Below are 23,276 nucleotides of genomic sequence, written 5' to 3'. Positions count from 1 at the left end.
TTCGCGCAGACGGGGAGCCCATGAAACCCCCAGCCAAACCATGTAAGTTGGCTAAGTGACTCCCGCCAGCAAATCCACCGTTTCCCGTGCGCCCGGAATCTCGAAGGAAATCGAGGACGCCGCGTGGTTCGTGCTGGGACCTGCCCTGCAGGGCAAGCGTTCCGCCCTCGACGGGCACACCCACACGTGGACCACCGAGGCCGCCACGGAACTGCTCGAGCGCCTGGAACGCGGCATCGAGGACAGCAAGGCGCCCATGATGACCAACCTCCGGCGCAACCTGGAGGGGGCCAGCCGCGAGGCCCGGCTCCTCGCCGTCGAACTGTTGTTCCTGCAGTCCCTGCCGCTGGCCCATGAGGTCAAGTCCCTGAAGGTCAAGCGCGCCCGCGTGGCCGAGGCCGCATCCTGGCTGGAACCGCCGCTGCAGCTGCCGGACGAGCTCTACCGGGACATGACCGACCACGGCGTCATCCGGGACCGCACTGCCGAATTCAACTGGACCATCTGGGACCAGCTCGGCTGGCTGTGCCGCTTCGTGGCCCAGGTGGACAAGCAGCCGACGGCGGCGATCGCCAAGGCGCTCAAGGACCCCTTGGTGTTCCACGAGCTTGCCGCTGGAACCCCGGGGGACCAGCCCGCCATCCGCCGCAGCATCGAGTATTTGGCATGGCCGGGCTATTTCGAGCCGGTCGTGGCCGACGTGGAGCGCCGCGAGATCCGGGACGCTTTCGCCTCCCTGGTGGGCGGGGCCAAGGGCGACAGCGAAGAGGACATCACGGCGGACATCCACCGCATCCGCCTGCACCTGGACGAACAAGCCGGGCAGCGCATCGACTGGTACTCCCGCCAGCTCGTGGGCCAGTGGCGCAAGGTGGGCGATCCCGGCCGCCGGGCCTGGCTGCTGCGCACCCACCACGACTCCGCCGAGCTCCTCGCCGCCTGGCAGGACGAAGAGAAGGCGACCCTCGACGTCGAACATTTGCGCGAACTGCAGCCGGGAGTCGCCGCCGGGCTGGTCCAGCGCGTGGTGGACGAGGACTGCAAGCACCTGGGCTACGTGGAGCGGGAAGACACCAAGACCGCCGTCTTCGCCTTCCTGACCGTGATGAAACCCGGTGACCTGGTCCTGTTCCAGCACTCGGGATCCGTGCGGATCGGCGTGGTGCTGGGCGAGGCCGAACACGACGGCGGGAAGGGCCAGCTGCGCCGCAAGGTGCGCTGGTTCGAGGAAAGCCACCCCATCGCCGAGGCGCCCCGGCACGTGCAGCGCCAGCTCTCCACCCCCGGCATCGTGGTGGACGTGACCAAGGTGCTGAGCCTGCTGCAGGCGCTGCTGCCCGCGGAAGCGGAGTCCGATGGCGAGGACACCGCCGCCCCCGAGTCCACCGTCGAGCCCGTCCCCGAGGGCTTCCGCCCGCTCAGCGAAGAATTCGCTGCCTCCCTGCACATGGACCTGGAGCCGCTGCAGGAAATCGCCGGGCTCCTGGAGGAGAACCGCCAACTGGTTCTCTACGGCCCGCCCGGCACCGGCAAGACCTACCTGGCCAAACACCTGGCCGCCGAACTCGCCGGGGACAGCACCGACGAGCGCGTGAAGCTGGTGCAGTTCCACCCCTCGTACGCCTACGAGGATTTCTTCGAGGGCTACCGGCCGGACAAGACCGACGACGGCCAGGTGTCCTTCAAGCTCGTTGCCGGACCGCTGCGGCGCCTGGCGGAGGAAGCCGCCAAGCCCGAAAACGCCAGCAAGCAATACTTCCTGATCATCGACGAAATGAACCGGGCCAACCTGGCCAAGGTGTTCGGCGAGCTGTACTTCCTGCTCGAGTACCGGGACGACCGGATCTACCTGCAGTACAGCCCCAACGAACCCTTCAGCCTGCCGGACAATCTGTACATCATCGGCACCATGAACACGGCGGACCGTTCCATCGCCATGATGGACGCCGCGATCCGCCGCCGCTTCGCGTTCGTGGAGCTGCACCCCAAGGTCGAGCCCATCCGGGGCACCCTGCGCCGCTTCCTTGAGGCCCGCGGCCTGGACACCCTGAACGCGGACCTGCTCGATGCCCTCAACGAGGCGATCGACGACTGGGACCGGGACCTGATGATCGGCCCGTCCTACTTCATGAAGCGTGCCGCGCAGACCCCCGCCGGCCTGCGCCGGATCTGGAAGTACGAGCTCATGCCGCTGCTCGAGGAGCACTACCACGGGCAGCTGAACCGGGCGCAGGTGGAAGAGCGCTTCGGACTGGAGCAACTGCTGGGACGCCTTGCGCCCCGCTGAGCAGCGCCCCGCTGAGCAGCGCCCCGCCGAAGGTTCCCGCCCGGTGGCGATTCCGCCCCGGCCGCGGCATGCCCCCGGCGTGCGGCACATCGTCCTGGACGAGCAGTCCCGGGGCGTCGTCGAACGGCTGGACCCCGCGACGGCGGCCTTCCTGAACTCGAGCGGGCTTGCGAAGGCCGCACCGATGGGCATGGGACTGTACCGGATCGAGCCCGTGGGCAAGGTGGGCTCGGTGCGGACCCCGGCGGTGCAGTTCGAGGTGCGGCCCAAGGACCGGCTGGGCCTGCGCAGGCTGCTGTTCCTGCTCAGCTACGCCGGGGACCAGGGTTTCCGCGAGGACGCGGTGGCCGCCGTCGAACACCAGGACCTTTGGAGTGCCCTGGCCGAATCGCTCGCCCAGCTGGCCGAGCGCGCCCTCGCCCGCGGTCCGCTCCAGGGCTACGTGACGGTGGATGAATCCCTGCGCACCGTCAAGGGACGCATCCGGATCTCCGAACAAATAGCCCGCCGTCCCGGCCTGCTGGTGCCCCTGGAAGTGTCCTATGACGAGTTCAGCGAGGACATCGCAGAAAACCGCATACTGCGGGCCGCGCTGGCCCGGATGGGCCAGGTTCCGGGCGTCCGTCCCGAGGTGCTGAGCCGCCTCCGCCGTTTGGGTGGCAAGCTCGACGGCGCCACACACCTGGTGCCCGGCGCGCCCCTGCCGCACTGGCAGGCCAGCCGGATGAACCTGCGCTTCCACGCGGTGCTGCGTCTGGCGGAGGTGATCCTGCGGAACTGCTCGGCCGAAGCCGGCGACGGAAAACAGAGCAGGGCCGCCTTCGTGGTGGACATGTCCACCGTGTTCAAGGAATTCGTGGGTGTCGCCCTCCGTGAAGCGATGCGTGCCCACCCCGGCGAGACCAGGATGCAGTACGGCACGCTGCTCAACGAGGCCGTCCGGGACTCGGACCGCATCACGGTCCGCCCGGATGCCGTGCATTTCCTGGGCGGCCGCCCGGTGGTGGTCTACGGGGCCAACTACGTTGCCGGACCGGACACCGGCGCCTCCCCGAACGCCGACCACTACCGGATGCTCGCGTACTGCACGGCCCTGCAGGTTCCCACCGCATGGCTGGTCTACGCGGGAACGGGGGAGATGAAACTGCGGCGCATCCTGAACACCGACATCGACGTGGTGGAGTACCCGCTGGACCTGTCCAGGCCGCCCGCCGAAATCCTTGCCTCGGTGGCCGACCTGGCCCAGCAGTCGTGGGGCGAAGTGGTCCGCCAAGCCCGCGGCTGATGTCCTGTTCCGTGCCGGCGGCAACAGGGCTAGCCTGAGAACAGACCGCTGCGGACGGAGGCAACTATGGGCGGCATGAGGACCATGGGCGGCATGAGGAAGAAAAAGTCCTGGAAAGACATGACCCCCGGGCAGCGCCGCGTCACCATCGTGGCGAGCGTGCTGGAGTTCGCGTTGATGCTGGCCGCGCAGCGCAGCATTTCGAAGACGCCGGCGGCGCAGATCCGCGGAAACAAGGTCCTTTGGCGGGCCGCATGCTTCATCAATTTCTTTGGCCCGGTGGGGTACTTCCTGTTCGGCCGTCGGAAGACTGCACCCTTGGGAGCGGCTCTTCGAGGAAACGGATAAGCTGCTCCTCCAGGGCGCTGCGGTCCTTGAGGCCGCACTCCCACACGGTGAGCACCTCCCAGCCGGCGGCCGAGAGCTGTTCGCGCTGCACGGCGTCGCGCTCGCGGGTGCGGCGCCGCTTCGCGTCCCAGAACTCGGCGTTGGCCGCGGGCGCGTGCGTTCCCGCGGGGCAGTCGTGGAAGTGCCAGAAGCAGCCGTTCACGAAGATCACCTTGTGCCTGCCCGCGAACACCAGGTCCGGGCTTCCCGGCAGTTTCCCGCCGGCCGCCGTTCCGTGCAGGCGGTAGCGGTAGCCTTTCGCGTGCAGGAGCCGGCGGACCAGGAGCTCGGGTTTCGTGTTCTTGCCGCGGATCCTGGACATGTTCCGGCTGCGCTGCTCCGGTGTGAGCAGATCACGGCTCAGCAGGTCCCGGCTTTCGCCCATGCTTCGAGTCTAGCCAGGGTCACCGTCGTGCGACCGTTACCGTGCGCGGCGCCTGGAAGGACAGCAGCCGGATCCACTCCGGGTCCTGCCCATGCAGGCCGACGCCCGGCAGCGCCGCTGCCGTTTCCTGGACGACGACGGCGGCCTCCAGCTCCGCGAGTTTCGCGCCGAGGCAGCGGTGGATGCCGGAGCCGAACGCCAGCCCGTAGGGCAGCGGACCTTGCTTTTGCGGTTCCTGGCCGTGGTTTCCCGTCAGTTCCAGCAGGATCTCCTCACCGGCAAGGATCGCCTGGCCGTTGAGGTCGGTGTCCTTGCTAGCGACGCGGCGCCACGTCGGCACGGAAGACTCGTTCGCGAGCACACCCCGTACCAACTCCGTGGCTTTGTCTTTGGCTGAAGCCTCGTCCCACGCGATGCCCGTGGAACCTTCGGCCAAGCGGAACAGGGCGGTGCTGATGAGCTGGGTGGTGGTTTCCTGGCCGGCGATGAGCAGGAAGTACCCGAGGGAGCAGATTTCCGGGGTGCTGAGCCCATGCGCGGCCAAGGACTTGAACAGGTTCCGGCCCGGGGAAGCCACGGATTCCAGCACCAGTTCCCGCAGCCAACGGTAGAAGTCCGCGGCGCTGCGGGCGAGCTCCAACTGGCGCTCCGCCCCGGGCCAGCCCCAGAACAATTCCAGGGAGTCCAGGCTCCAGGCCTTCAGTTCCGGCAGGTCCCGGACCGGCAGGCCCAGCATTTCCAGCATCACCACGGCCGGCGGAAGGGCGGCCACGGCCCGCACCAGCTCCACGCTGCCCGTCTCGCCGAGTTCATGGGCGGCCCCGTATGCGGCTTCCTTGGCCAGCTGGCGGATCCGGGGCTCCATTGCCTCCACCGTGGCCGGGGTGAAGAAGCCGGCCACGACCTTCCGGATTCCGGGGTGGGAGTCCGTGTCGTTGCTGGCCAGCACGGGCGGGAGCGCGAAGCGGGCGCCTTGCAGGATGCGCAAGGCTTGTCCGGACAACGGCGTCACAGCGAGCAGGGCGTTGGCCGGGCCGAAGTCCTCCGGCCGGTGCAGGACTTCCCGGACGTCGGCCGGTTCCCGGACCACCCGGTAGGGGCACTGGGCGGTGCTCATGCGAGCCCGTCCAGGCAGATTCGGTCCAGGCAGATTCGGTCCAGCCACTGCGGAGCCTGCTCCCGGAAAGCAGGCACGGGCAAGGAAGCCGCTGCTTCCGGAAGGGCGCCGAACAGCGGGACGGTGCCGGAATCGAACGCCGCCCGGTTGCCTTGCTCTGCCAACCCGGGACGCTCAGGCCAGCTGCCGAGGATCAGTCCTGAGACCGCGAGGCCCCTGCGCTCCAGGACCTCCAGGGTCAGCCCGGTGTGGTTCAAGGTGCCCAGCGACGGCCGGACCACTACCGCAAAACCGGCCCCGTTCCCGAGGAGGGTCCCAAGATCGGCGAGCGTTCCGCCGTCGGGATCCAATTCGACGAGCAGGCCGCCCGCACCCTCCACGAGCACATGGTCGTGCGTGGCGGCGAGCTGCCGGATGCGTTCGGCGTGGGCCGCCAACGGCGGCAGCTCCACGCCGTCGACGGCGGCTGCCTGCACCGGGGCCAGCGGTTCTTCGAGGACGACGCCGGCCTCCGCCGTCAGGGGAGCGGCCAGCCTGGCGATTTCTGAACAGTCCGAGTCGCCGTCCTTGTTGCCGCTTTGGCACGGCTTGTAGGCGGCCACGGAGCGGCCCTGCGCGTGCAGGGCCGCGGCGAGGGCGGCCGTGGCGACGGTCTTTCCGACCGCGGTGTCCGTGCCGGTGACCAGGATGATTCGGGGAAGGCTCCGGTGGTCTTGGTTCTGGTGGTCTCGCGTCATGGGGTTTCCTCCAGGATGCCGCGCAACGTTGCGCAGGCGTAGTCGATCTCGTCGGGGGTGAGCGTGGCGCGGGCGGTGAGGCGCAGCCGGGAGACGCCGTCCGGGACCGACGGCGGGCGGAAGCAGCCCACGCGGATCCCCGCTTCGCGTGCTGCCCGGCTCGTGCGCCAGGCTGTGTCGGCGTCGGGCATGGGAACGGACTGGACGGCTCCGGCAGCCCGCCGGTCGAGCCGCAAGCCGGCTGCCAGCCGGGCGGCGTTGTCCCGGACCGCGGCAGGGCGCCACGGTTCGGCAGTGATGACCCGCAAGGCCTCAAGGGCTGCAGCCGCCGACGCCGGTGCCTGGGCGGTATCGAAGATGAAGCTCCGTGCCCGGTTCAGCAGATGCTCCCGGAGGAGCGCCGAACCCAGCACCGCCCCGCCCTGGCTGCCCAAGGCCTTGGACAGGGTAGCGGTCAGCACCACATTCGGGTGCCCGGCCAGGGCGGTCCCGGCCACGGCACCGTGGCCTTCAAACCCCGCTGTTCCGGAAACGCCGAGGCTGTGGGCTTCGTCGATCAACAACATGGCGTCCTGCTCCACGGCCAGTTCCAGCAGGGAGGCCAGGGGCGCGGCGTCACCCCACACGCTGTAGATGGACTCGACGGCGATCAGCGCCCGGGGTTCGCCGCTCCCGGAAAGACCTCGTTCGGAAAGCAGCCGCGCGGCGTCGTCGGCGTCGTTGTGCGCGAAGGTTTCCACCCGAGAACGGGACAAACGGAAACCGTCGATGAGTGAGGCATGGCAGTGCTCGTCGGCCACGATCAGAGTGCCCGGACCACCCAGCGCCGTCACCACGCCCATGTTGGCAAGGTACCCGGAGGAGAACACCAGGCCGGCCTCCATGCCGGTGAACCGGGCCAGCTCCTCCTCGAGCTCCAGATGCAGCGCGGTGGTGCCGGCCACGAGCCGCGACGATGTGGCGCCGGTGCCCCAGCGTCGGACGGCCTCGCACGCGGCCTCGGCCAGGCGTGGATCCGAAGCCAGGCCGAGGTAATCGTTGCTGGACAGCTCCACCACGGCCCCACCGGCCGCGCGGCTCTCGGGTGAACGGGCTTCCGGCGAGCGCGTTTCCGGCGAACGGCGCAGCCCCCGGCGCTCGCGGACGGCTGCCTGCTGCTCCAGCCAGCGGGTCATCGAGACGCTCACGGAGCGCCCACCTTTCCGGTCGCGAGCTTTCCAGCCGCGACCGCCGCCACCATCCCTGCGGCCATCGCCTCCGCCTCCGCGGCTGAGCTGATGTACGGCGGCATGGCGTAGACCAGGTTCCGGAACGGCCGCACCCACACGCCGTTGCGGATGGCGGCCCGCGTCACGGCGGCGACGTCCACTGCCTCCTTCAGCTCGATGACGCCCACCGCGCGGATGGTGCGGACGTCGGCGACGCCGTCGAGCTCACGTGCGGGGGCGAGCCCGGACGCCAAAGCCGCACCGACCCGGGCCACGTCGCCGCGCCAGGCACCGGTGGCGATGATGCCCAGGCTCGCGTTTGCGACGGCACAGGCCAGGGGATTGCCCATGAAGGTAGGCCCGTGCAGGAGCGCCCCGGCCGCGCCGGCGGAGATGGTCCGTGCCACCTCGCCCGTGCAGAGCATGGCGGCCAGGCTGAGGTATCCGCCGGTGAGGGCCTTGCCGACGCAGAGAATGTCCGGCACCACCCCGGCATGGTTGGCGGCGAAGAGTTCGCCGGTGCGGCCGAAGCCGGTGGCGATCTCGTCCAGGATGAGCAGCAGGCCGTGCTGGTCGGCGATCTCGCGGAGGATCCGCACGCACTCCGCCGGGTAGGCGAACATGCCGCCTGCGCCCTGCAGCACGGGCTCGGCGATGATCGCGGCCAGCTCATCGGAATTCCGCGCGGCCAGCGACTCCACGTCCGACCGCCATTGCTGGATGTCCTGGTCCGTGGATGTCGCCGCGGCCGGTGGGCGGGGCGCAAAGACGTTCGACGCCAGCAGGCCCGGGAACGCCGAATGCATGCCGTCCACCGGATCGCAGACGCCCATGGCCGCGAAGGTGTCCCCGTGGTAGCCGCCGTGCAGGCTGAGGAAACGTTGCCGCTTCGGCCGCCCCGCCGCCGTCTGGAACTGCACGGCCAGCTTCAGGGCGACCTCCACGGACACCGAGCCGGAATCGGCCAGGAACACCCGCTCCAAGGCGGGACGGTCAGCCGCAGCCGGCGCCATCGCCAGGAGCCGTTCGGCCAGCTCGACGGCGGGACCGTGGGTGAGCCCGCCGAACATCACGTGGCTGAAATCCGCCAGCTGCCGCTTGGCCGCGGCGTCCAGCAGGGGATTCCGGTAGCCGTGGATCACCGACCACCACGAGGACATGGCGTCGAGGACCTCGAAGCGCTCGCCGTGTTCGTCGCGCAGTTGCAGCCGCACGCCCTCGGCGCTTTCCACCTCCCACAGCGGAAGCGTGCCCGACGCCGGAGCATAGGGGTGCCACAGGCTGGCCCTATCGCGCTGGATCAGGCTGCCGCGCTGGATCAGATTGCCGCGCTCGGTGAGGCTGCCGCGCTCGGTCAGGCTCATCCCGCGAGGCTCCCGTGCCGGGAGCATTCGGCGCTCCAACCCAAGGGGGTCACCTGGACCTTCATCCGGCGGCGGCACTGCGCGCAATAGCGCGGCGGTTCCAGGGCAAGCTGCGCCCGGCAGTCGTGGTGCGGGTCGGACGCAAAGCGGACGTCCGACGTCGGGCCCTCACCGGCTGCGGCAGGCCCGCCGGCCCGGGTGCCCGTTAGCAGGTCCCCGCCGCAGTGCCCGCAATACAGTTCGCTGCTGCTGTAGCTCACAGCGTCTTCTGGAGTTCCTTGATGGGCATGTTCAGTTCGACCAGCAGCTGCAGGTCGGCGTCGGCGGGACGGCCCAGGGTGGTCAGGTAGTTGCCGACGATCACGGCGTTGATGCCGCCCAGCAGGCCCTCACGGGTTCCCAGGTCGCCCAAGGTGAGTTCGCGGCCGCCGGCGTAGCGCAGCACCGTGCGCGGCATGGCCAGGCGGAAGGCGGCGATGGCGCGGAGGGCGTCCTTGCCGTCCATGATGCCCTGGTTTTCCAGCGGCGTTCCGGGCCGCGGGTTGAGGAAGTTCAGCGGGACCTCGTGCGGGTCCAGGGCCGCGAGCTGCGCGGCGAGTTCGGCCCGCTGTTCCAGCGATTCGCCCATGCCGATCAGGGCGCCGCAGCACAGCTCCATGCCGGCTTCCTTGACCATGGCGCAGGTTTCCAGGCGCTCTTCGTAGCTGTGGGTGGTGACCACCTGCGGGAAGTAGCTACGCGCGGTTTCGAGGTTGTGGTTGTAGCGGTGCACGCCCCACTCGGCGAGCTGGTCCACCTGCCGCTGGGTCAGCATGCCCAGGGAGCAGGCGATGTTGATATCCACTTCTTCGTTGATGCGGTCGATCGCGAACTTGATCTGGTTCATCAGCTTGATGTCGGGTCCGCGGACGGCGGCGACGATGCAGAACTCGGTGGCGCCGGTGGCAGCGGTCTCCTTGGCGGCCTTGACCAGCTCCGGGATGTCCAGCCACACGCCGCGCACCGGGGAGTCGAACAGCCCGGACTGGCTGCAGAAGTGGCAGTCCTCGGGGCAGCCACCGGTCTTGATGGAGATGATGCCCTCCACCTCCACATCCTCGCCGCAGTGTTCGACCCGGACCTCGTGGGCCAGCTGCAGGGCCGCGGGGATGTCCGCGTCGGGGAGTTGCAGGATTTCGAGCAATTGGGCCTCGCTGAGTCCGATTCCGTGTTCAAGGACCTGTTCGCGGGCGGTGTCCAAAATGGTCATGCTGCTCCTTGCTTCTTCGATGAAGTGCTTTTCGTGAATGCCTCCTCACTGACGCTAGCCACCTTGGGCGGAGGCGATTTTGTTGGACGTCCACAAAGCGCGGCGGCGGTTCTTGGCACTGCGCGGGCTGGCTCAAAGGCGGCCGGCGGGCACAAGTTACAGCCCCGAAACACCACGGTGACCCTGCTGTCGAATCCCGCCGATAGCGTCGGGCGAAGACGGAGAACACTCAAAAGCAGCTGAGGAAAGTGACGTGGGGATGACTGAGGAACAGCGGACAACACAGATCCTGGAACGCTCGACGGCGGGCGGCAGCGCCGTCGTCGACGGTTCCGGAAGGGCGGCGGCAGGCAGCCCCGCCAGGAGCGACGCGCTGAGCGCCGCGAAGGAAAGCCTGGAGGATTACACGCTGCGCTTCGCGCCGCGCTCCTACCGGAAATGGAGCGCCGGTGTGGTGGCGACAAGCGCGCTGGGCGGCATCGCGTACCTGGCGGATTTCTCCATCGGCGCGAACATCGGGATCTCCTACGGCACAGGCAACGCGATCCTCGGGATCCTCGTGGCCGCCGTGGTCATCTTCGCTACCGGGTTCCCACTGGCGTATTACGCGGCGCGGTACAACATCGACCTGGACCTCATTACCCGCGGTTCGGGATTCGGCTATTACGGTTCGGTGGTCACCAACATCATCTTCGCCACCTTCACCTTCATCTTCTTCGCCCTCGAAGGCTCCATCATGGCGCAGGGCCTGGAGCTTGGGCTCGGGATCCCGCAATGGATCGGCTACGCGGCGTCCACGCTGATCATCATCCCGCTGGTGGTCTACGGGATGAACACGCTGGCCAAGCTGCAGGTCTGGACCACGCCGCTCTGGCTGCTGCTCATGGTGGTGCCGGTGGGCTACCTGGTGGTGTCGCATCCGGAGAGCATCAGCTCCTTCTTCGCCTACACCGGCACATCCGGTGAATCCGGTACCAACCTGGCCTCGGTGATGCTCGCCGCCGGCGTCTGCCTGTCCCTGATGGCGCAGATCGCCGAACAGATCGACTACCTGCGCTTCATGCCGCCGCGGACAGCAGCGAACAAGGGCGCGTGGTGGCGGGCAGTGATCCTGGCCGGACCGGGCTGGGTGATTTTCGGTGCCATCAAGCAGATCGTGGGCATGTTCATTGCCGTCTACCTCATCGCGACCCTGGATCCGGCAGCCTCCGCGCACGCCAATGAGCCCGTCCACCAGTTCCTGGGCGTCTACCGGGAGATGATGCCGGCCTGGCTCGCAATGACCCTGGCAGTGGTGTTGGTGGTGATCTCGCAGATCAAGATCAACGTCACCAACGCCTACTCCGGCTCGCTCGCCTGGACCAATAGCTTCACCCGCATCACCAAGACCTACCCGGGACGCATGGTGTTCGTGGTGCTGAACCTGGTTGTGGCCCTGGTGCTCATGGAAGCGAACATGTTCGGGTTCCTGAACACCATCCTCGGCTTTTACGCCAACTGCGCCATCGCCTGGGTGGTCACGGTGGCCACGGACATCGCCATCAACAAGTACCTGTTGAAGATCTCCCCGAAGATTCCCGAATTCCGCCGCGGCATGCTGTACGCCGTGAATCCGGTGGGCTTCGTGTCCATGCTGGCCTCCGCAGGCGTGTCCATCGCAGTGTTCTTCGGGGCGTTCGGCGCCGCCGTGCAGCCGTACTCGCCGATCTTCGCCGTGGGCCTGGCGCTCGTCCTGCCCCCGCTGCTGGCCGTGCTGACCCGCGGGAAGTACTACTTGCGCCGCGGCGACGACGGAATCGACCTCGCCATGCTCGATTCCGAAGGCAACCCGAGCCAGGCCAAGCTGCTGTGCCACGTGACGGGCATCGAGTTCGAACGCCCGGACATGCTCCGCTCGGCACAGGACGGGCCCGACGGCGAACCGCAGTACATCTCGTCCCTCGCCTTGTCCACGGACAAGACCGGGGAACTGGTGCTGCCCGAACAGAGGTAGCCGGCAAAGGAATCTCCGACGGCGGCAGGAACCTCCCACGGGAAGGCGGCCGCCGCCGTCGGGCAGTTTGCTGACGGGCTTCCCTGAGCCGTGATCTGCGCCACACCTGGAATAGTTGCACGCGCGTGGTAGTTGCCTTATATCGGAAACGATTCCCGTGTGAAAGGTACTGCGCATGCTGTTTTCTCCCCTGACCGTCGGCGAGCTGGAAATCCCCAACCGCCTGGTAATGGCACCCCTCACCCGAGTCCGCGCAGGCCAGGAAGGCATTCCCGGCCTCTTGCTCGTGGAGCATTACCGGCAGCGGGCCTCCCTTGGCCTGATTGTCAGTGAAGGCACCTACCCGACGCCGGCCGGCCAGTCCTATCCGGGCCAGCCCGGCTTGGTCACCGACGAGCAGATCGCCGGGTGGAAGAAGGTCACGGACGCCGTCCATGCTGAGGGTGGCCGGATCTTCGCACAGATCATGCACGGCGGCAGGGTCTCGCACCCGGACATCACCGGAGGCCGCGAAATCGTGGCCCCCAGCGCCGTGGGCATCGATGGCGAAGTCCGCACCCCGAACGGCAAGCAGCCCTACCCGGTGCCGCGGGAGCTGCGCACCGACGAGCTTCCCCTGGTGATCCAGGAAATCGTGGCGGCGTCCCGGAACGCCATTGAGGCAGGCTTTGACGGTGTGGAGCTGCACTCGGCCAACGGCTACCTGCTGCACGAATTCCTGGCTCCCAATACCAATATCCGCACCGACAGCTACGGCGGATCCCCGGAAAACCGCGCACGCTTTGTGATCGAAACGGTGAACGCCGTGGTTGAGGCCCTCGGCGCCAGCCGTGTGGGCATCCGGATTTCCCCGGAGCACGAGGTCCAGCAGATCGCCGAGACCGATCCCGCCGACGTCCGCGCCACCTACGAGGTGCTGGTGGACACCATCGCACCCCTGGGCCTGGCCTACCTGAGCATCCTCCACCACGATCCCAAGGGCGCCCTGGTGCAGGATCTGCGGGCACGTTTCAAGGGCGCCTTCCTGGTGAATACCGGCTTCAGCAGCATCACCGGCCGGGAAGAGGCGGTAGACCTGGTAACCACCGGCCACGCCGACGCCGTGGTGGTCGGCCGCCCCGCCATCGCCAACCCGGACCTGGTGCGCCGCTGGCGTGAGGGCCTGCCGCTGAACGAAGCGGATCCCTCCACGTTCTACGGCGAAGGGGCCAAGGGCTACACGGACTACCCGTTCTACGAAGAATCCGCCAACTGACCAACCCGCCCGTCCCGACGGCGGCGCTTCTCGAAAGGGGGGCGCCGCCGTCGGACGTTTAACCAAGCTTGCCCGGTGCCCGTTGGCACAGCCCGATGAACCCGCCCAGCTGTTCGAGGCCCTCCGGGTGGACGGGCAAGTAGTTGCTCAGCTCCGGCGAACGGACGACGACGGCGCGCCACTGTCCGCGCGAAACCGCCACGTTGATCCGGTTCCGGGAGAGCAGGAACTCCATGCCGCGCGGAACCTCGCCGGCGGCCGAAGCCGCCATGGACACGATGACAACGGGCGCCTCCTGGCCCTGGAATTTGTCCACGGTGCCCACCCGCACGTTGCTCAGCCCCGCCGTGTGGAGTTCGCGCCGGATCAGCTGCACCTGCGCGTTGTAGGCGGCCACCACCAGGACGTCCTGCTGTGCGAGCGGGCGTCCCTCCGGGCCTTCCTGGGGGTCATGCCAGCGCAGGCCGAGATGGGCTTGGACCTGCCGCACCACCTCGGCGGCTTCCTCGGGTGACGAGGTTGAGTTCCCGCGGTGCGGCACATAGACGCAGTCGATCCCGGGCGGCAAACCTTCGAGATGCCGCGCCGAGGCCGGGGGAGCGGCGTAGAGCTTACTGTCGTAGGCGAGCTCGGACACGGCGGCGCACAATTCGGGGTGCATCCGCCATGACCTAGCCAGGAAATACCCCAGTTCCGGCGGCAGCGTGTGATGTTCCCGCGAGAGCCAGCCGAGGGCCGATTCGTCCACCGGCTCCGGATGCTTCCCCTGGGTGACCTGGGGCAGTTGCTGCGGGTCACCGAGCAGGAGGAGCCGTTGCGCAGCCCGGCTGACTGCCATGGTGTTGGCCAGCGAAAACTGCCCGGCCTCGTCGATGACCAGCAGGTCCAGTGACCCCGGCGGCACCCCGTTCCCGGTCATCGTCCACGCTGTGCCGCCGATCAGTGCGCCGCCTGGTTGGGACAGGAGGCGTTCGACGTCGGACTTGCCGCGCTGCTGCCAGGGCAGCGAATCGTCGTGCTTCACTTCCTTGGCCACCCGGCGGGGATCGACGCCCGCCTTATCCACGGCGGCGCAGAGCATGTTCTCCACCACGGCATGCGATTGGGCGACGATACCCACCTTCCAGCCGCGTTCGACCAGCCGGGCCACCACATGGGACCCGACATATGTCTTCCCCGTCCCCGGAGGACCCTGCACGGCGACGTAGGAATGGTCGAGATCCACCACCGCAGCGGTGAGCGCGTCGACGTAGCCGTCCGGGCCGTCCGCCACCTCAGGCAGCGCGGCAAGGCTCTTGAGCCGCGGCGGGCGGCGGCGCAAGAGGTCCAGGGCGGGGTCCTGCGGCCACGCCGGAAGGGAACCCCGGAGACTGGCGGCAAGCTGGGCCAGGGCGGCCTTCTGCCCGTCCGTGGGAATCGGCCGGTCCGGAGTCAGCGCCATGGGCAGCGCCGCGAACTCCGCGGCACCGCGCGGCAGCCGCTCGGTGACTACCACGATGTCCCGGCCGTCTGCCTCACCGCTTTCAATCACCTCGGTGCCCGCCCAGCCGGAGCGGCCCAGCGCGGACTGAAGGCCCGAGGCGTCATCCTTCTCCTGCAAACAGTCCGGCAGGGGAGGCCCGTACATCCGGAAGAACGTCCTGCCGGGCGAAAAGTCCGAACCCTCGGCGGCCCTGCCGGCCAGGAGGACTGTGCGGACCGGGTTCTTCCGCGGCCCGGGTTTCGCCCATCCCTGAAGTACCTCAACGCTTTCGGCAACGAAGACGTCCCGGGTGTCTTCCCACTCGGAGACCGGCTTGTCCAAGCGGTCGAAATGGCCCCACCAATACTGTTTGTCCTCGCGCCGGTGGTAGCCGACCGCCGCGGCGATCAGGGCAACGGCGCGGGCATCGTCGGACTGGAGTTCTTCCTCCGACAGCGTTCCGAGGTACTCCAGAAGTGCTGTTTCCTCGGGAGGAGCTTCGTAACCGGCAGCATCCGGAGCGGTCTCCACGGGGGGTTCAACGGCCGTCGCGCCGACATCGATGCCCCGCTCCGCGGCCAGGCCAAGCAGCCAGTTGCGCAGTTCCAGGGTGGAGAGGCAGTCGTACTCGTTGTAGTCGGAGATGCTGGCCAGGATGGCCGCGGCCTCCTCCGTCTGCCCGGTGTCGCGGGCCGTGCAGAAGTTGGCGTAGGCAACCACGGAGGCTCCGGCGTCGGTGACGTCGCCGGAGCGCAGGTGCGTGCCCATGTACAGGGGTTCCAGCTTCTTGATGCTGTAGGAGTTCTCGGAGATCCGCAGGCTGTGGCGCACGGTGTCGTAAAGGTCCACGAGCACACCTTCGCGCAGGAGGTCGTCCACCTCGGATTCGCCCATCACATGGCTGAGGGACAGGTTCCGCAGCGCCGTTTTCTCGTAGGACGCGTAGTGGTAGATGTGCATACCGGGATACTTGGCCCGGCGCTCGGCGACGTAGTCCAGGAAGTCCCTGAAGGCCTGGCCTTCCCCGGCCCGGGTGTGCGCCCAGAACGGCCGGAACGCGGGCTTCCCGCCCGGTTCCACCGGATTTTCGACCACGCCGAACAAGTACTCCAGTCCCCACGCGCCGGCGGGGTCCTGCCACAGCGGATCGCCTTCGAAGTCAAAGAAGATGTCGCCGGGGTCCGGGGCCGGAATCCGGCCCAGGGTGTTGTCGGGCAGGACCGTGTAGCCCACGGACTTCGCCTCGCCCTTCTTGTCCATGTAGCGGACGACGCCGTCAGGGGCGCCGGTGCCGGTCTGCAGGCGGGCCTGCTCCCGCAGCCGCTGGAAAGTGGCGTCCCCGTTCGGCCCGCCACGATCCGCGGGCGCGGCGGCCAGCTGGTCGATGGTCGTGATTCCGGATTCGATCAGCTTCTTGCGCCGGTTCACGCGCATTCCGGCCACCATCAGGAGGTCGCGGTGCAGCAGGACCTGCTCGGCGCAATAATCGCAGCGGCCGCAGGCGGAATAGCGCGGATCGCCCCAGCCGACCGGCCCGGGGCCGGCGATGTGACCCGCCGTCATGTCGAGGAACTGTTCGCGGCGCTCCCTGAAGACAGGAAGGATGTCCGCCAGGACATGGTCGCTGTGGATCCCGTTGCCGAGCACCAGCGTGACCGTAGGATCGGGCGCGATGCCGGCCTTGAGGAGTTGATCGGCGTAGGCGGCCAGCTGCAGCAGCGCAGTGACCTTCGCGTGCCGGGCCAGCTTGGTGTCGAACACCGCGTAGCTGCCCCCGCCGCGCTTCACCAGGAAATCCGAGCGGCCGTGGAAGGTGCCGTCGAAGAACGCCGCCTGGAACACGATGTCCGCCCCGGACCGCAGCGCGCCGAGCGATTCCTCATGCTTGGCTTGCAGGGTGGCGCGGTCCATCGCTCCGGCCGGAACGACGTCGTACACGCCCCTTCCCGTCCCCGGGTCCCAAGTGCCGAATTCCGTGAGGAACGCATCCAGGATCTTGTGCTCGTGGATGTCGCCGAGCGTCGCGGCGCGCTCCAGCATGGAGTCCTTCGGGAAGTCCGCCGGGGCGCTGCGGCCGAGTTTCTCGTCGAGCTTCCGCAGGACCTGGTACTCGCAGGTGGCAGCCACCACGAGGTCGCTGGCTGAAAAAACCAGGTCCCGGGGCTGGCTGGCAGTCTCCGCGTCGAGAAAGAACATTGCGCCCCCAAAGGCCGTTGAACTGATGAGTTCAAGCTATCAGCGGGGACTGACAAGATAACGCGACGGTTTATACACAACGCGACGGCGGCACCCGCCTTCCGGTAAGAAGACGGGTGCCGTCGTCGTAAGCGTCGTCCCGAGGGTCCCAATGCGAGCTTGCGAGTGTTGGGAAGGGACCTCCGCGCTATCCGGACCGGCGCCCTATTTCCGGGGAGCCCGCCGGGTCTTGGGAGCTGGTTTCTTGGCCTCCGCCGCTGGCGGCATCAGTTCCCGGACCTCCGCGACCACGCTCGGGTTGGCGCCCCGCTCACTGAGGTCCTTCGCCAGGGTCTCCACCTCGGCGCTGGCCGCCTGGGCATTGTCGGCGGCCATGTGCAGCCCGGCACGGAACTGCACGAGGTCCCGGTATGCGAGGTTCCCCGACGGCGTCCCCGCCGCCTGGAAGTGCTCCAGGCCGGGATCGGTGAGAGCCAGCGCCCGCTCCGGATCCGCGCTGTGGCTCTTGACCATGGTGCGGTGCTCGCGCCGGTAGAAGTCGTCGCCCACGGACTGCGCGACGGCGGTGGCGGCCTTGACGCCCAAAGGCTCGCCCGTGAAGCGCTCGGCTGCCTCCGTAAGGGCGTCCAGCCCCTTGCTCAGGTAGGGGGACATGGAGCCTTCGAAGGCGAGGGTGAGCCCGACCTCGCGGTTGAAGAACTGCGGTGCGAAGCGGTCCGCTTCCTTGGTGACTGGGAACCCCACGCGCAGCGGGAAGGTGTTGGAGGCCTGCAGCACGCCCTCGCTGCTGTACACCACCCGGACAAGGTACTGGCCGGGCTCGTCGAAAACGAAACCGCCGGTGCTGTAGGCCAGCTGGACGAGTTCACTGAAGCGGTCCTCGCCTGCGGTGCCGCCGGCGTCGACCGAGGGGCCGAGGGTGACCGGCTCGGGGATGCCGTAGTAGCAGACCACGGACTCGTGCAGCACCGTGGTGCCGTTGGGCTTCTGGACGTACACAGTGGTGTTCCCGTAGCGCGGGTCCAGGCGCCGGTCCAGCGCCAATGGAGCGTCGCTGGTGTTCCGGAGCCGGAATTCCAGGGCCACCGGCTCCATGAAGTCGAAGTGGTTCTTGCCGGTTACGGTCAGTTCCACGTCGCTGCCCGGACCGGAGACGGTCATGGCGCCGGCCGGGGATTCCAGGTGCCCGCCGGAGGCCCACGGATCCCCGCCCATGATCACCGAGGCGCGGTCGCCGTGGCGCATGTGCAGGAGCTCGTCGTCGTCGAAGCGGAAGCGGAAGTTCGCCCAGAACTGATCCGCACCGTTGCGTTGGTCGTAACGCCAGTCGTAGTTCATCCAGGACAGCGAATCCGGGCGGGCTTTGTCCCACGAGTGCAGGAAGTTGAAGGCATGCCCGGCCTCGTGCACCCAGGTGTAGAGGTAATGGCGCTGGGCCCAGGCCTGGTCCTGGGTGGTCGGTGTCCCCGCCACCAGGTTGGTGAACCAGGAATGGTTGCGGAACACAGCGAAGCCTTGCCGGTCGGGTCCGCGGCCGGCCCCGCCAAAGCCGGCGGCGGCGTCGAACATGATGCCACCCACGCCCGCGGTGTCGAACAGCCCGGCCTGCATTCCCCAGAGGTTCCAGGCGGGCCAGCCGGAGTTGAAGCGGCTGAAGGAGGTTTCCATGGCGTCGTGGAGTTCGCCGACGTTCCAGGACACGAAGGCCGGGGCGCTGTCGTCGATCACTGTATGGGCCGGATCGATCGTGACCGCGACCCCGGCATCCCGGTAGCTGGTCCCGATGTCCAAGGTGCGTTCGGCAAGGTCCGCGGGGCGGTTGTTGTGCGTGTGGGTGTTGTAGGAAGGGGCCTGGGGAGCGACGTCGACGGAGGAGCAGAAGTCCACCTCCAGGTTCACATCCCGGAAGCAATCGGACTTGTACGCACAGGTATACGCGGCCTCCGCGGTGCCTCCGACCGTGAAGACCACGTTGGCCGGCTGGATGGCGCCGAAGAACCAGCCCACGGAAATCTCCACCGTGGTGGGCGGGTGGACTCCCTGCCAGTAGCGGACTGTGCCGCTGATCCGCACCCGGCAGCGGGTCCAGGTGACCACCGGATTGTCCACGATCCAGGACTCCAGGTAGCTGGTGACCAGCTGGAAGCGGCCGCCGATCCGGACGATGCGTTTGGTGTAGATGTCCCCGCTGACCTTGTTCAGCACGGGGGATTCGACGTTGATCCTCCGGTCGATGTCCAGGCGGAGGTCCAGGGATCTGCCGATCAGCGAGGTGCCGCCCTGGCCTCCTTCGTAGCGTCCGCTGATGGCCGCGTTCCGCCAGCACCGCCACCAGTCGTGGTCCGGCGGCAGCGGCACTGGCCCCGGCTGCGGGAACGGGATGGGGCCGGGCAGCGGGACAGGTCCCGGAAGCGGGATCGGTCCGGGAAGGGGCGACGGCGGCAGCGGCACCGGAAGGGGGTTGTCGGGGTTGGGCGTGTAGGACGGATCAGGCATGTTGGGGGTGTTCATCGCAGGGTCTTTCTCGCTCAAAAGCAATCGAACAGAATCGTTCGCCGGAACGGCTAGGGCAGCGCAGCGGGCAACGGGAGCCCGGAAAGCGGGGCCATGGAGGGGCCGGCGGAAAGACGGTCCAGAGCGAGGCGGTGCGAGTCGGTCGGTGTCCCCAGAAACAGTCAGAAGGTGGCCCGCGCCCGGAATCCGTGAGTACCAAGGGGAACAATACTCCAACGAATGGATTATTGAAATGGTGGGCTAGACCACGATACTTCCGGTGCCCGCCAGGCGTAGGCTGACATCATCGGCGTCGGTGCCGAGGGGGGTCCGCGTCGATACCAATCGATCAAGGAGGACTCATGAGTGTTGTACGCGAATTCATGACCACCAATGCCCAATGCGTGAAGGAAGACCAGTCGCTGCAGGAAGCGGCCGTAATGATGCGCGATCTGGACTGCGGTTCCCTGCCCATTTGCGGCACTGACGGGAAGCTCAAGGGATTCATCACCGACCGCGACATCGTGGTCAAGTGCGTCGCCGAGGGGTGGAATGCCAGCGAGAAGACGGCGGCAGACCTTGCCCAGGGCAAGCCGATTTGGATCGATGCCGACGCAAGCATCGATGCTGCGATCGACCTGATGGAAAAGCACCAGGTCCGGCGCCTCCCCGTCATCACCGACCACAAGTTGGTGGGCATCATCAGCCAGGGCGACATCGCCAGGAACTACTCAGAGCAGCGCGTCGGTGAGTTGGTGGAGCACATTTCCGCCAAGAACCCGATGGCACCCATGGGCTGAGGACACGCTGGGCTGACGAAAGAACTGGGCTGACGAAACAACAGGCCGGGCACCGTGGCGGACGCGCCGCGGTGCCTCTTACTGCCCGGCTCCTGCTGTGCGGCCTCTTACTGTCCGGTGCCTCTAACCGCCCGGTGCCCGGAAATTCCAGCTAGAGGAACGCCTCGCGTCCGGTGCCTTCACGCAGCACCAGCTCCCCGGCTTCAACCGAAGCGAGCACGCTCTTGGGCCGGCCGTGGACCGTGATCGCAGCGGACATCTCCCGGGACGGGATCTCGACGCCGACCGTCGCCCCCTTTGCAGGCAGCTCCACGGAGATTTCGGCGGCCATCCCCAGGAGCAGCTTCGTGGACGCGCCGGGTTCGTGGTGGGCTTCCTTGCCGTTGACGGTGATGGTGACGTCGTCGCCGTCGAACCCGTCTTGGAGGATAACGAGCAATTCCTGCATGGTGCGCCCCTTCCTCGCGGTGCCTTCCCACTACAGCACGCGGCGGTCCTTTTGGGTAGGGCACGGCTTTTGGGTAGGTCACCTGTTCCGGTAGGGCAAACTGTCTTGGTGACTCAAATTCCTTCCGGTACCGCAAACGCCGCATCGCCCGAGGCCGCCATCCACGCCCTGATCGCCCAGGAGCTCGGCGTGAAAGCCTGGCAGGTCAAGGCCGCCGTCGAACTGCTCGACGCCGGCTCCACCGTGCCGTTCATCGCCCGCTACCGCAAGGAAGTCACGGGCACCCTGGACGACACCCAGCTGCGCCAGCTGGAGGAACGGCTGCGATACCTGCGGGAGCTGGAGGAGCGCAAGCGCACCGTCCTCGAGGCGATTGCCGCCCAGGGCAAGCTGACCCCTGAACTTGAGGCCGCCGTCGTCGCCGCGGACACCAAGGCCCGGCTCGAAGATATCTACCTGCCCTACAAATCCAAGCGCCGCACCAAGGCGCAGATTGCCCGCGAGGCGGGCCTGGAGCCGTTGGCGGATGCGCTGCTGGCTGACCCCACGCTCAACCCCGAGGCCGAGGCTGCGAAGTATCTCAACGCCGAGCACGCCGTCGACGACGCCGCTGCGGCGCTCGCCGGAGCCCGGTCCATCCTGGTGGAGCGCGTCTCCCAGGATGCCGACCTCGCCGAGACCCTCCGCGAACGGCTGTGGACCCAGGGCAGCATGGTGTCCCGCGTGAAGAAGGGCATGGAGGCGCAGGGCCAGAACTTCAAGGACTATTTCGAGTTCTCCCAGCTGCCGGCGAAGATGCCAGGCCACCGGGTACTCGCCTTGCTGCGCGGCGAGAAGGAAGACGTCCTGGAGCTGCAGCTCGCCGAAGCGGAACCGGCCGACGACGACGCCCTGGCCGCCGCCCGCACCCGTTATGAGAACGCCGTGGCCGCCTGCCTCGGGGTCGCCGAGCGCGGCCGGGCAGCCGACAGCTGGCTGATGCAGACCGCCCAGATCGCCTGGCGCTCGAGGATCCTGGACCGGCTTGCGAACGACTTGCGCGGGCGCCTCTTCGCCCAGGCCGAGGATGAGGCCGTGCGCGTCTTCGCCGCCAACCTCCGCGACGTCCTGCTGGCAGCACCCGCCGGCAACCGTGCCACCCTTGGCCTGGACCCGGGGCTGCGCACCGGGGTGAAGGTGGCCGTCGTCGACGGCACTGGCAAGGTCGTAGCGACCGACACCGTCTACCCGCACGCTCCGGCGAAGAAGTGGGACGAAGCCTTGGCGAGCCTTTCGCGGCTGGTGGCTCAGCACGGCGTCGAACTCGTGGCGATCGGCAACGGAACCGCCTCCCGCGAAACGGACAAACTGGCCGGCGAGCTCATCAAGACGCTCAAGGCTGCCGGCGGGCCGGCGCTGCAGAAGCTCGTGGTCTCCGAAGCCGGGGCGTCCGTGTATTCGGCCTCCGCGCTGGCCGCCGCCGAGCTGCCCGGCATGGACGTCTCCCTGCGCGGGGCCGTGTCCATCGCGCGGCGCCTGCAGGATCCGCTGGCCGAGCTGGTGAAGATCGAACCGAAGTCGATCGGCGTCGGGCAGTACCAGCACGATGTGACGGCGGCGAAGCTGGACCGCTCCCTGGACGCGGTGGTGGAGGACTGCGTGAACGCCGTGGGTGTGGAGCTGAACACGGCCTCGCCCGCGCTGCTGAGCAGGGTGGCCGGCGTCGGGCCGCTGCTGAGCGAGAACATCGTGGCGTACCGGAACGAGAACGGGCCGTTCGGCAAGCGGTCCGATCTGAAGAAGGTGCCGCGCCTGGGCGCCAAGGCCTTCGAACAGTGCGCCGGCTTCCTGCGGATCAGCGGGGGAGCCGAGCCGTTGGACGCCTCCAGCGTGCACCCCGAGGCCTACTCCGTGGCGCGGAAGATCCTGGCTGCTGCCGGTTCCGCGGGCTCGGCGGTGTCCTCGCTGGATCCGCAGGCGTTCGTGGACGGCGCCTTCGGCGTGCCCACCGTGCGGGACATCATGGCTGAACTCGAAAAGCCCGGCCGTGACCCGCGCCCTGCCTTCGTGGCCGCGAGCTTCTCCGAGGGCATCGAGAAGATCTCCGACCTGGTTCCGGGAATGGTGCTGGAAGGCACCGTCACCAACGTGGCCGCGTTCGGCGCGTTCGTGGACGTCGGGGTGCACCAGGACGGGCTGGTCCACGTCTCGGCGATGTCCAACAAGTTCGTCTCCGACCCGCGCGAAGTGGTGAAGTCCGGCCAGGTGGTGCGGGTGAAGGTGCTCGAGGCCGATCCGGAGCGGAAGCGGATTTCGCTGACCCTGCGGCTCGACGACGAACCCGGCGCGGGCGGAGGACGTTCCGGCGGCGCTGCCCGCCCGGGCGCTGACAGGGGAGGCCAGGCCGGCGGCCAGAACCGTGGGTCCCAGGAGCGTGGGTCCCAGGAGCGCGGGGGCCAAGACCGCCGGGGACAGAACCGGAACCAGCAGGGCCGTCAGCAGCAGGACCGCAAGTCCCAGGGCGGGCAGCAGCAGGGCCGGAACCAGCAGGGCCGCCAGGCACCTGCCGCCGATACTGCGTTGGCGGAAGCCCTGCGCCGGGCGGGGCTCGCCAAATAACGCTACGTGGGA

General features: G+C 68.0%; 17 protein-coding genes. 7 read left to right on the top strand and 10 right to left on the bottom strand.

Annotation, left to right across the window (positions count from 1 at the left end):
- Positions 1-55 precede the first annotated feature (55 nt).
- The 3 genes from ACNQPB_RS12630 (at position 56) to ACNQPB_RS12620 (ending at position 3,920) form a co-directional block, all read left to right on the top strand.
- Complete coding sequence (locus ACNQPB_RS12630; RefSeq protein WP_498752149.1) at positions 56-2,287, top strand: McrB family protein; 2,232 nt, start codon at positions 56-58, stop codon at positions 2,285-2,287.
- A gap of 49 nt (positions 2,288-2,336) precedes the next feature.
- The gene (locus tag ACNQPB_RS12625) at positions 2,337-3,572 is read left to right on the top strand and encodes a 5-methylcytosine restriction system specificity protein McrC (RefSeq protein WP_498752216.1); all 1,236 of its coding nucleotides are present in this window, start codon (positions 2,337-2,339) and stop codon (positions 3,570-3,572) included.
- 66 nt (positions 3,573-3,638) lie between these two features.
- Positions 3,639-3,920, top strand: a complete 282-nt coding sequence (locus ACNQPB_RS12620) for a PLDc N-terminal domain-containing protein (RefSeq protein WP_498752147.1) — start codon at positions 3,639-3,641, stop codon at positions 3,918-3,920.
- On the opposite strand, the gene ACNQPB_RS12615 is transcribed toward ACNQPB_RS12620, so the two are convergent.
- From ACNQPB_RS12615 to bioB, 7 genes are read right to left on the bottom strand one after another with little or no spacing between them, the layout of a single operon-like run.
- Positions 3,835-4,344 (bottom strand): very short patch repair endonuclease, encoded by a 510-nt coding sequence (locus tag ACNQPB_RS12615; RefSeq protein ID WP_498752145.1) that lies wholly within the window; start codon positions 4,342-4,344, stop codon positions 3,835-3,837. The genes ACNQPB_RS12620 and ACNQPB_RS12615 overlap by 86 nt on opposite strands.
- 19 nt (positions 4,345-4,363) lie before the next feature.
- Positions 4,364-5,461 (bottom strand): cytochrome P450 family protein, encoded by a 1,098-nt coding sequence (locus ACNQPB_RS12610; protein WP_498752143.1) that lies wholly within the window; start codon positions 5,459-5,461, stop codon positions 4,364-4,366.
- Positions 5,458-6,198, bottom strand: a complete 741-nt coding sequence (gene bioD, locus ACNQPB_RS12605) for a dethiobiotin synthase (protein WP_498752141.1) — start codon at positions 6,196-6,198, stop codon at positions 5,458-5,460. Before bioD ends, ACNQPB_RS12610 begins: the two co-directional genes overlap by 4 nt.
- Complete coding sequence (locus ACNQPB_RS12600) at positions 6,195-7,373, bottom strand: 8-amino-7-oxononanoate synthase (RefSeq protein ID WP_498752215.1); 1,179 nt, start codon at positions 7,371-7,373, stop codon at positions 6,195-6,197. Before ACNQPB_RS12600 ends, bioD begins: the two co-directional genes overlap by 4 nt.
- 8 nt (positions 7,374-7,381) lie before the next feature.
- Positions 7,382-8,770, bottom strand: coding sequence for an adenosylmethionine--8-amino-7-oxononanoate transaminase (locus ACNQPB_RS12595; protein WP_498752139.1), 1,389 nt, complete (start codon positions 8,768-8,770; stop codon positions 7,382-7,384).
- Positions 8,767-9,030 (bottom strand): biotin synthase auxiliary protein BsaP, encoded by a 264-nt coding sequence (bsaP, locus tag ACNQPB_RS12590; RefSeq protein WP_498752137.1) that lies wholly within the window; start codon positions 9,028-9,030, stop codon positions 8,767-8,769. The genes ACNQPB_RS12595 and bsaP overlap by 4 nt, the downstream gene beginning before the upstream one ends.
- Positions 9,027-10,019 carry a biotin synthase BioB gene (gene bioB / locus ACNQPB_RS12585; RefSeq protein WP_498752135.1) on the bottom strand — a complete coding sequence of 331 codons (993 nt, stop codon included), beginning with the start codon at positions 10,017-10,019 and terminating at the stop codon, positions 9,027-9,029. The genes bsaP and bioB overlap by 4 nt, the downstream gene beginning before the upstream one ends.
- Before the next feature lie 259 nt (positions 10,020-10,278).
- Between bioB and ACNQPB_RS12580 the strand changes: the two genes are divergently transcribed.
- On the top strand, positions 10,279-12,012 hold the full coding sequence (locus tag ACNQPB_RS12580; protein ID WP_498752134.1) for a purine-cytosine permease family protein: 1,734 nt from the start codon (positions 10,279-10,281) through the stop codon (positions 12,010-12,012).
- A 175-nt stretch (positions 12,013-12,187) separates the two neighbouring features.
- Complete coding sequence (locus ACNQPB_RS12575) at positions 12,188-13,267, top strand: alkene reductase (protein WP_498752133.1); 1,080 nt, start codon at positions 12,188-12,190, stop codon at positions 13,265-13,267.
- Between the two features lie 58 nt (positions 13,268-13,325).
- Here the strand turns inward: ACNQPB_RS12575 and ACNQPB_RS12570 are convergent, their stop codons facing one another.
- Both ACNQPB_RS12570 and ACNQPB_RS12565 read right to left on the bottom strand, forming a co-directional pair.
- Positions 13,326-16,925, bottom strand: coding sequence for a TM0106 family RecB-like putative nuclease (locus tag ACNQPB_RS12570; protein ID WP_498752132.1), 3,600 nt, complete (start codon positions 16,923-16,925; stop codon positions 13,326-13,328).
- A gap of 204 nt (positions 16,926-17,129) precedes the next feature.
- Positions 17,130-19,436: a hypothetical protein gene (locus ACNQPB_RS12565; protein ID WP_498752130.1), complete on the bottom strand. Its 2,307-nt coding sequence runs from the start codon at positions 19,434-19,436 to the stop codon at positions 17,130-17,132.
- Positions 19,437-19,780: 344 nt separating this feature from the next.
- On the opposite strand from ACNQPB_RS12565, the gene ACNQPB_RS12560 reads away from it, so the two are divergent.
- Positions 19,781-20,218: a CBS domain-containing protein gene (locus ACNQPB_RS12560; RefSeq protein ID WP_498752128.1), complete on the top strand. Its 438-nt coding sequence runs from the start codon at positions 19,781-19,783 to the stop codon at positions 20,216-20,218.
- 151 nt (positions 20,219-20,369) lie between these two features.
- Here ACNQPB_RS12560 and ACNQPB_RS12555 read toward each other — a convergent pair whose 3' ends face one another.
- A complete protein-coding gene (locus ACNQPB_RS12555) occupies positions 20,370-20,666 on the bottom strand; it encodes a hypothetical protein (protein WP_498752127.1) in 297 nt (98 codons plus the stop codon).
- 108 nt (positions 20,667-20,774) lie between these two features.
- Between ACNQPB_RS12555 and ACNQPB_RS12550 the strand changes: the two genes are divergently transcribed.
- Positions 20,775-23,264: a Tex family protein gene (locus ACNQPB_RS12550; RefSeq protein WP_498752125.1), complete on the top strand. Its 2,490-nt coding sequence runs from the start codon at positions 20,775-20,777 to the stop codon at positions 23,262-23,264.
- The last annotated feature ends 12 nt before the right edge of the window (positions 23,265-23,276 follow it).

The sequence above is a fragment of the Curtobacterium sp. LFS079 genome (assembly GCF_047977865.1).
Taxonomy (GTDB): domain Bacteria; phylum Actinomycetota; class Actinomycetes; order Actinomycetales; family Micrococcaceae; genus Arthrobacter.
Note: the sequence above shows the minus strand (reverse complement) of the source record. Positions and strands in the feature narration are given on the sequence as shown.

Coding starts and splice junctions, on each gene's coding strand:
- ACNQPB_RS12620 (WP_498752147.1), top strand. CDS start 3,639: ATGGGCGGCATGAGGACCATGGGCGGCATGAGGAAGAAAAAGTCCTGG.
- ACNQPB_RS12615 (WP_498752145.1), bottom strand. CDS start 4,344: ATGGGCGAAAGCCGGGACCTGCTGAGCCGTGATCTGCTCACACCGGAG.
- ACNQPB_RS12610 (WP_498752143.1), bottom strand. CDS start 5,461: ATGAGCACCGCCCAGTGCCCCTACCGGGTGGTCCGGGAACCGGCCGAC.
- bioD (WP_498752141.1), bottom strand. CDS start 6,198: ATGACGCGAGACCACCAGAACCAAGACCACCGGAGCCTTCCCCGAATC.
- ACNQPB_RS12600 (WP_498752215.1), bottom strand. CDS start 7,373: ATGACCCGCTGGCTGGAGCAGCAGGCAGCCGTCCGCGAGCGCCGGGGG.
- ACNQPB_RS12595 (WP_498752139.1), bottom strand. CDS start 8,770: ATGAGCCTGACCGAGCGCGGCAGCCTCACCGAGCGCGGCAATCTGATC.
- bioB (WP_498752135.1), bottom strand. CDS start 10,019: ATGACCATTTTGGACACCGCCCGCGAACAGGTCCTTGAACACGGAATC.
- ACNQPB_RS12580 (WP_498752134.1), top strand. CDS start 10,279: ATGACTGAGGAACAGCGGACAACACAGATCCTGGAACGCTCGACGGCG.
- ACNQPB_RS12575 (WP_498752133.1), top strand. CDS start 12,188: ATGCTGTTTTCTCCCCTGACCGTCGGCGAGCTGGAAATCCCCAACCGC.
- ACNQPB_RS12570 (WP_498752132.1), bottom strand. CDS start 16,925: ATGTTCTTTCTCGACGCGGAGACTGCCAGCCAGCCCCGGGACCTGGTT.
- ACNQPB_RS12565 (WP_498752130.1), bottom strand. CDS start 19,436: ATGAACACCCCCAACATGCCTGATCCGTCCTACACGCCCAACCCCGAC.
- ACNQPB_RS12560 (WP_498752128.1), top strand. CDS start 19,781: ATGAGTGTTGTACGCGAATTCATGACCACCAATGCCCAATGCGTGAAG.
- ACNQPB_RS12555 (WP_498752127.1), bottom strand. CDS start 20,666: ATGCAGGAATTGCTCGTTATCCTCCAAGACGGGTTCGACGGCGACGAC.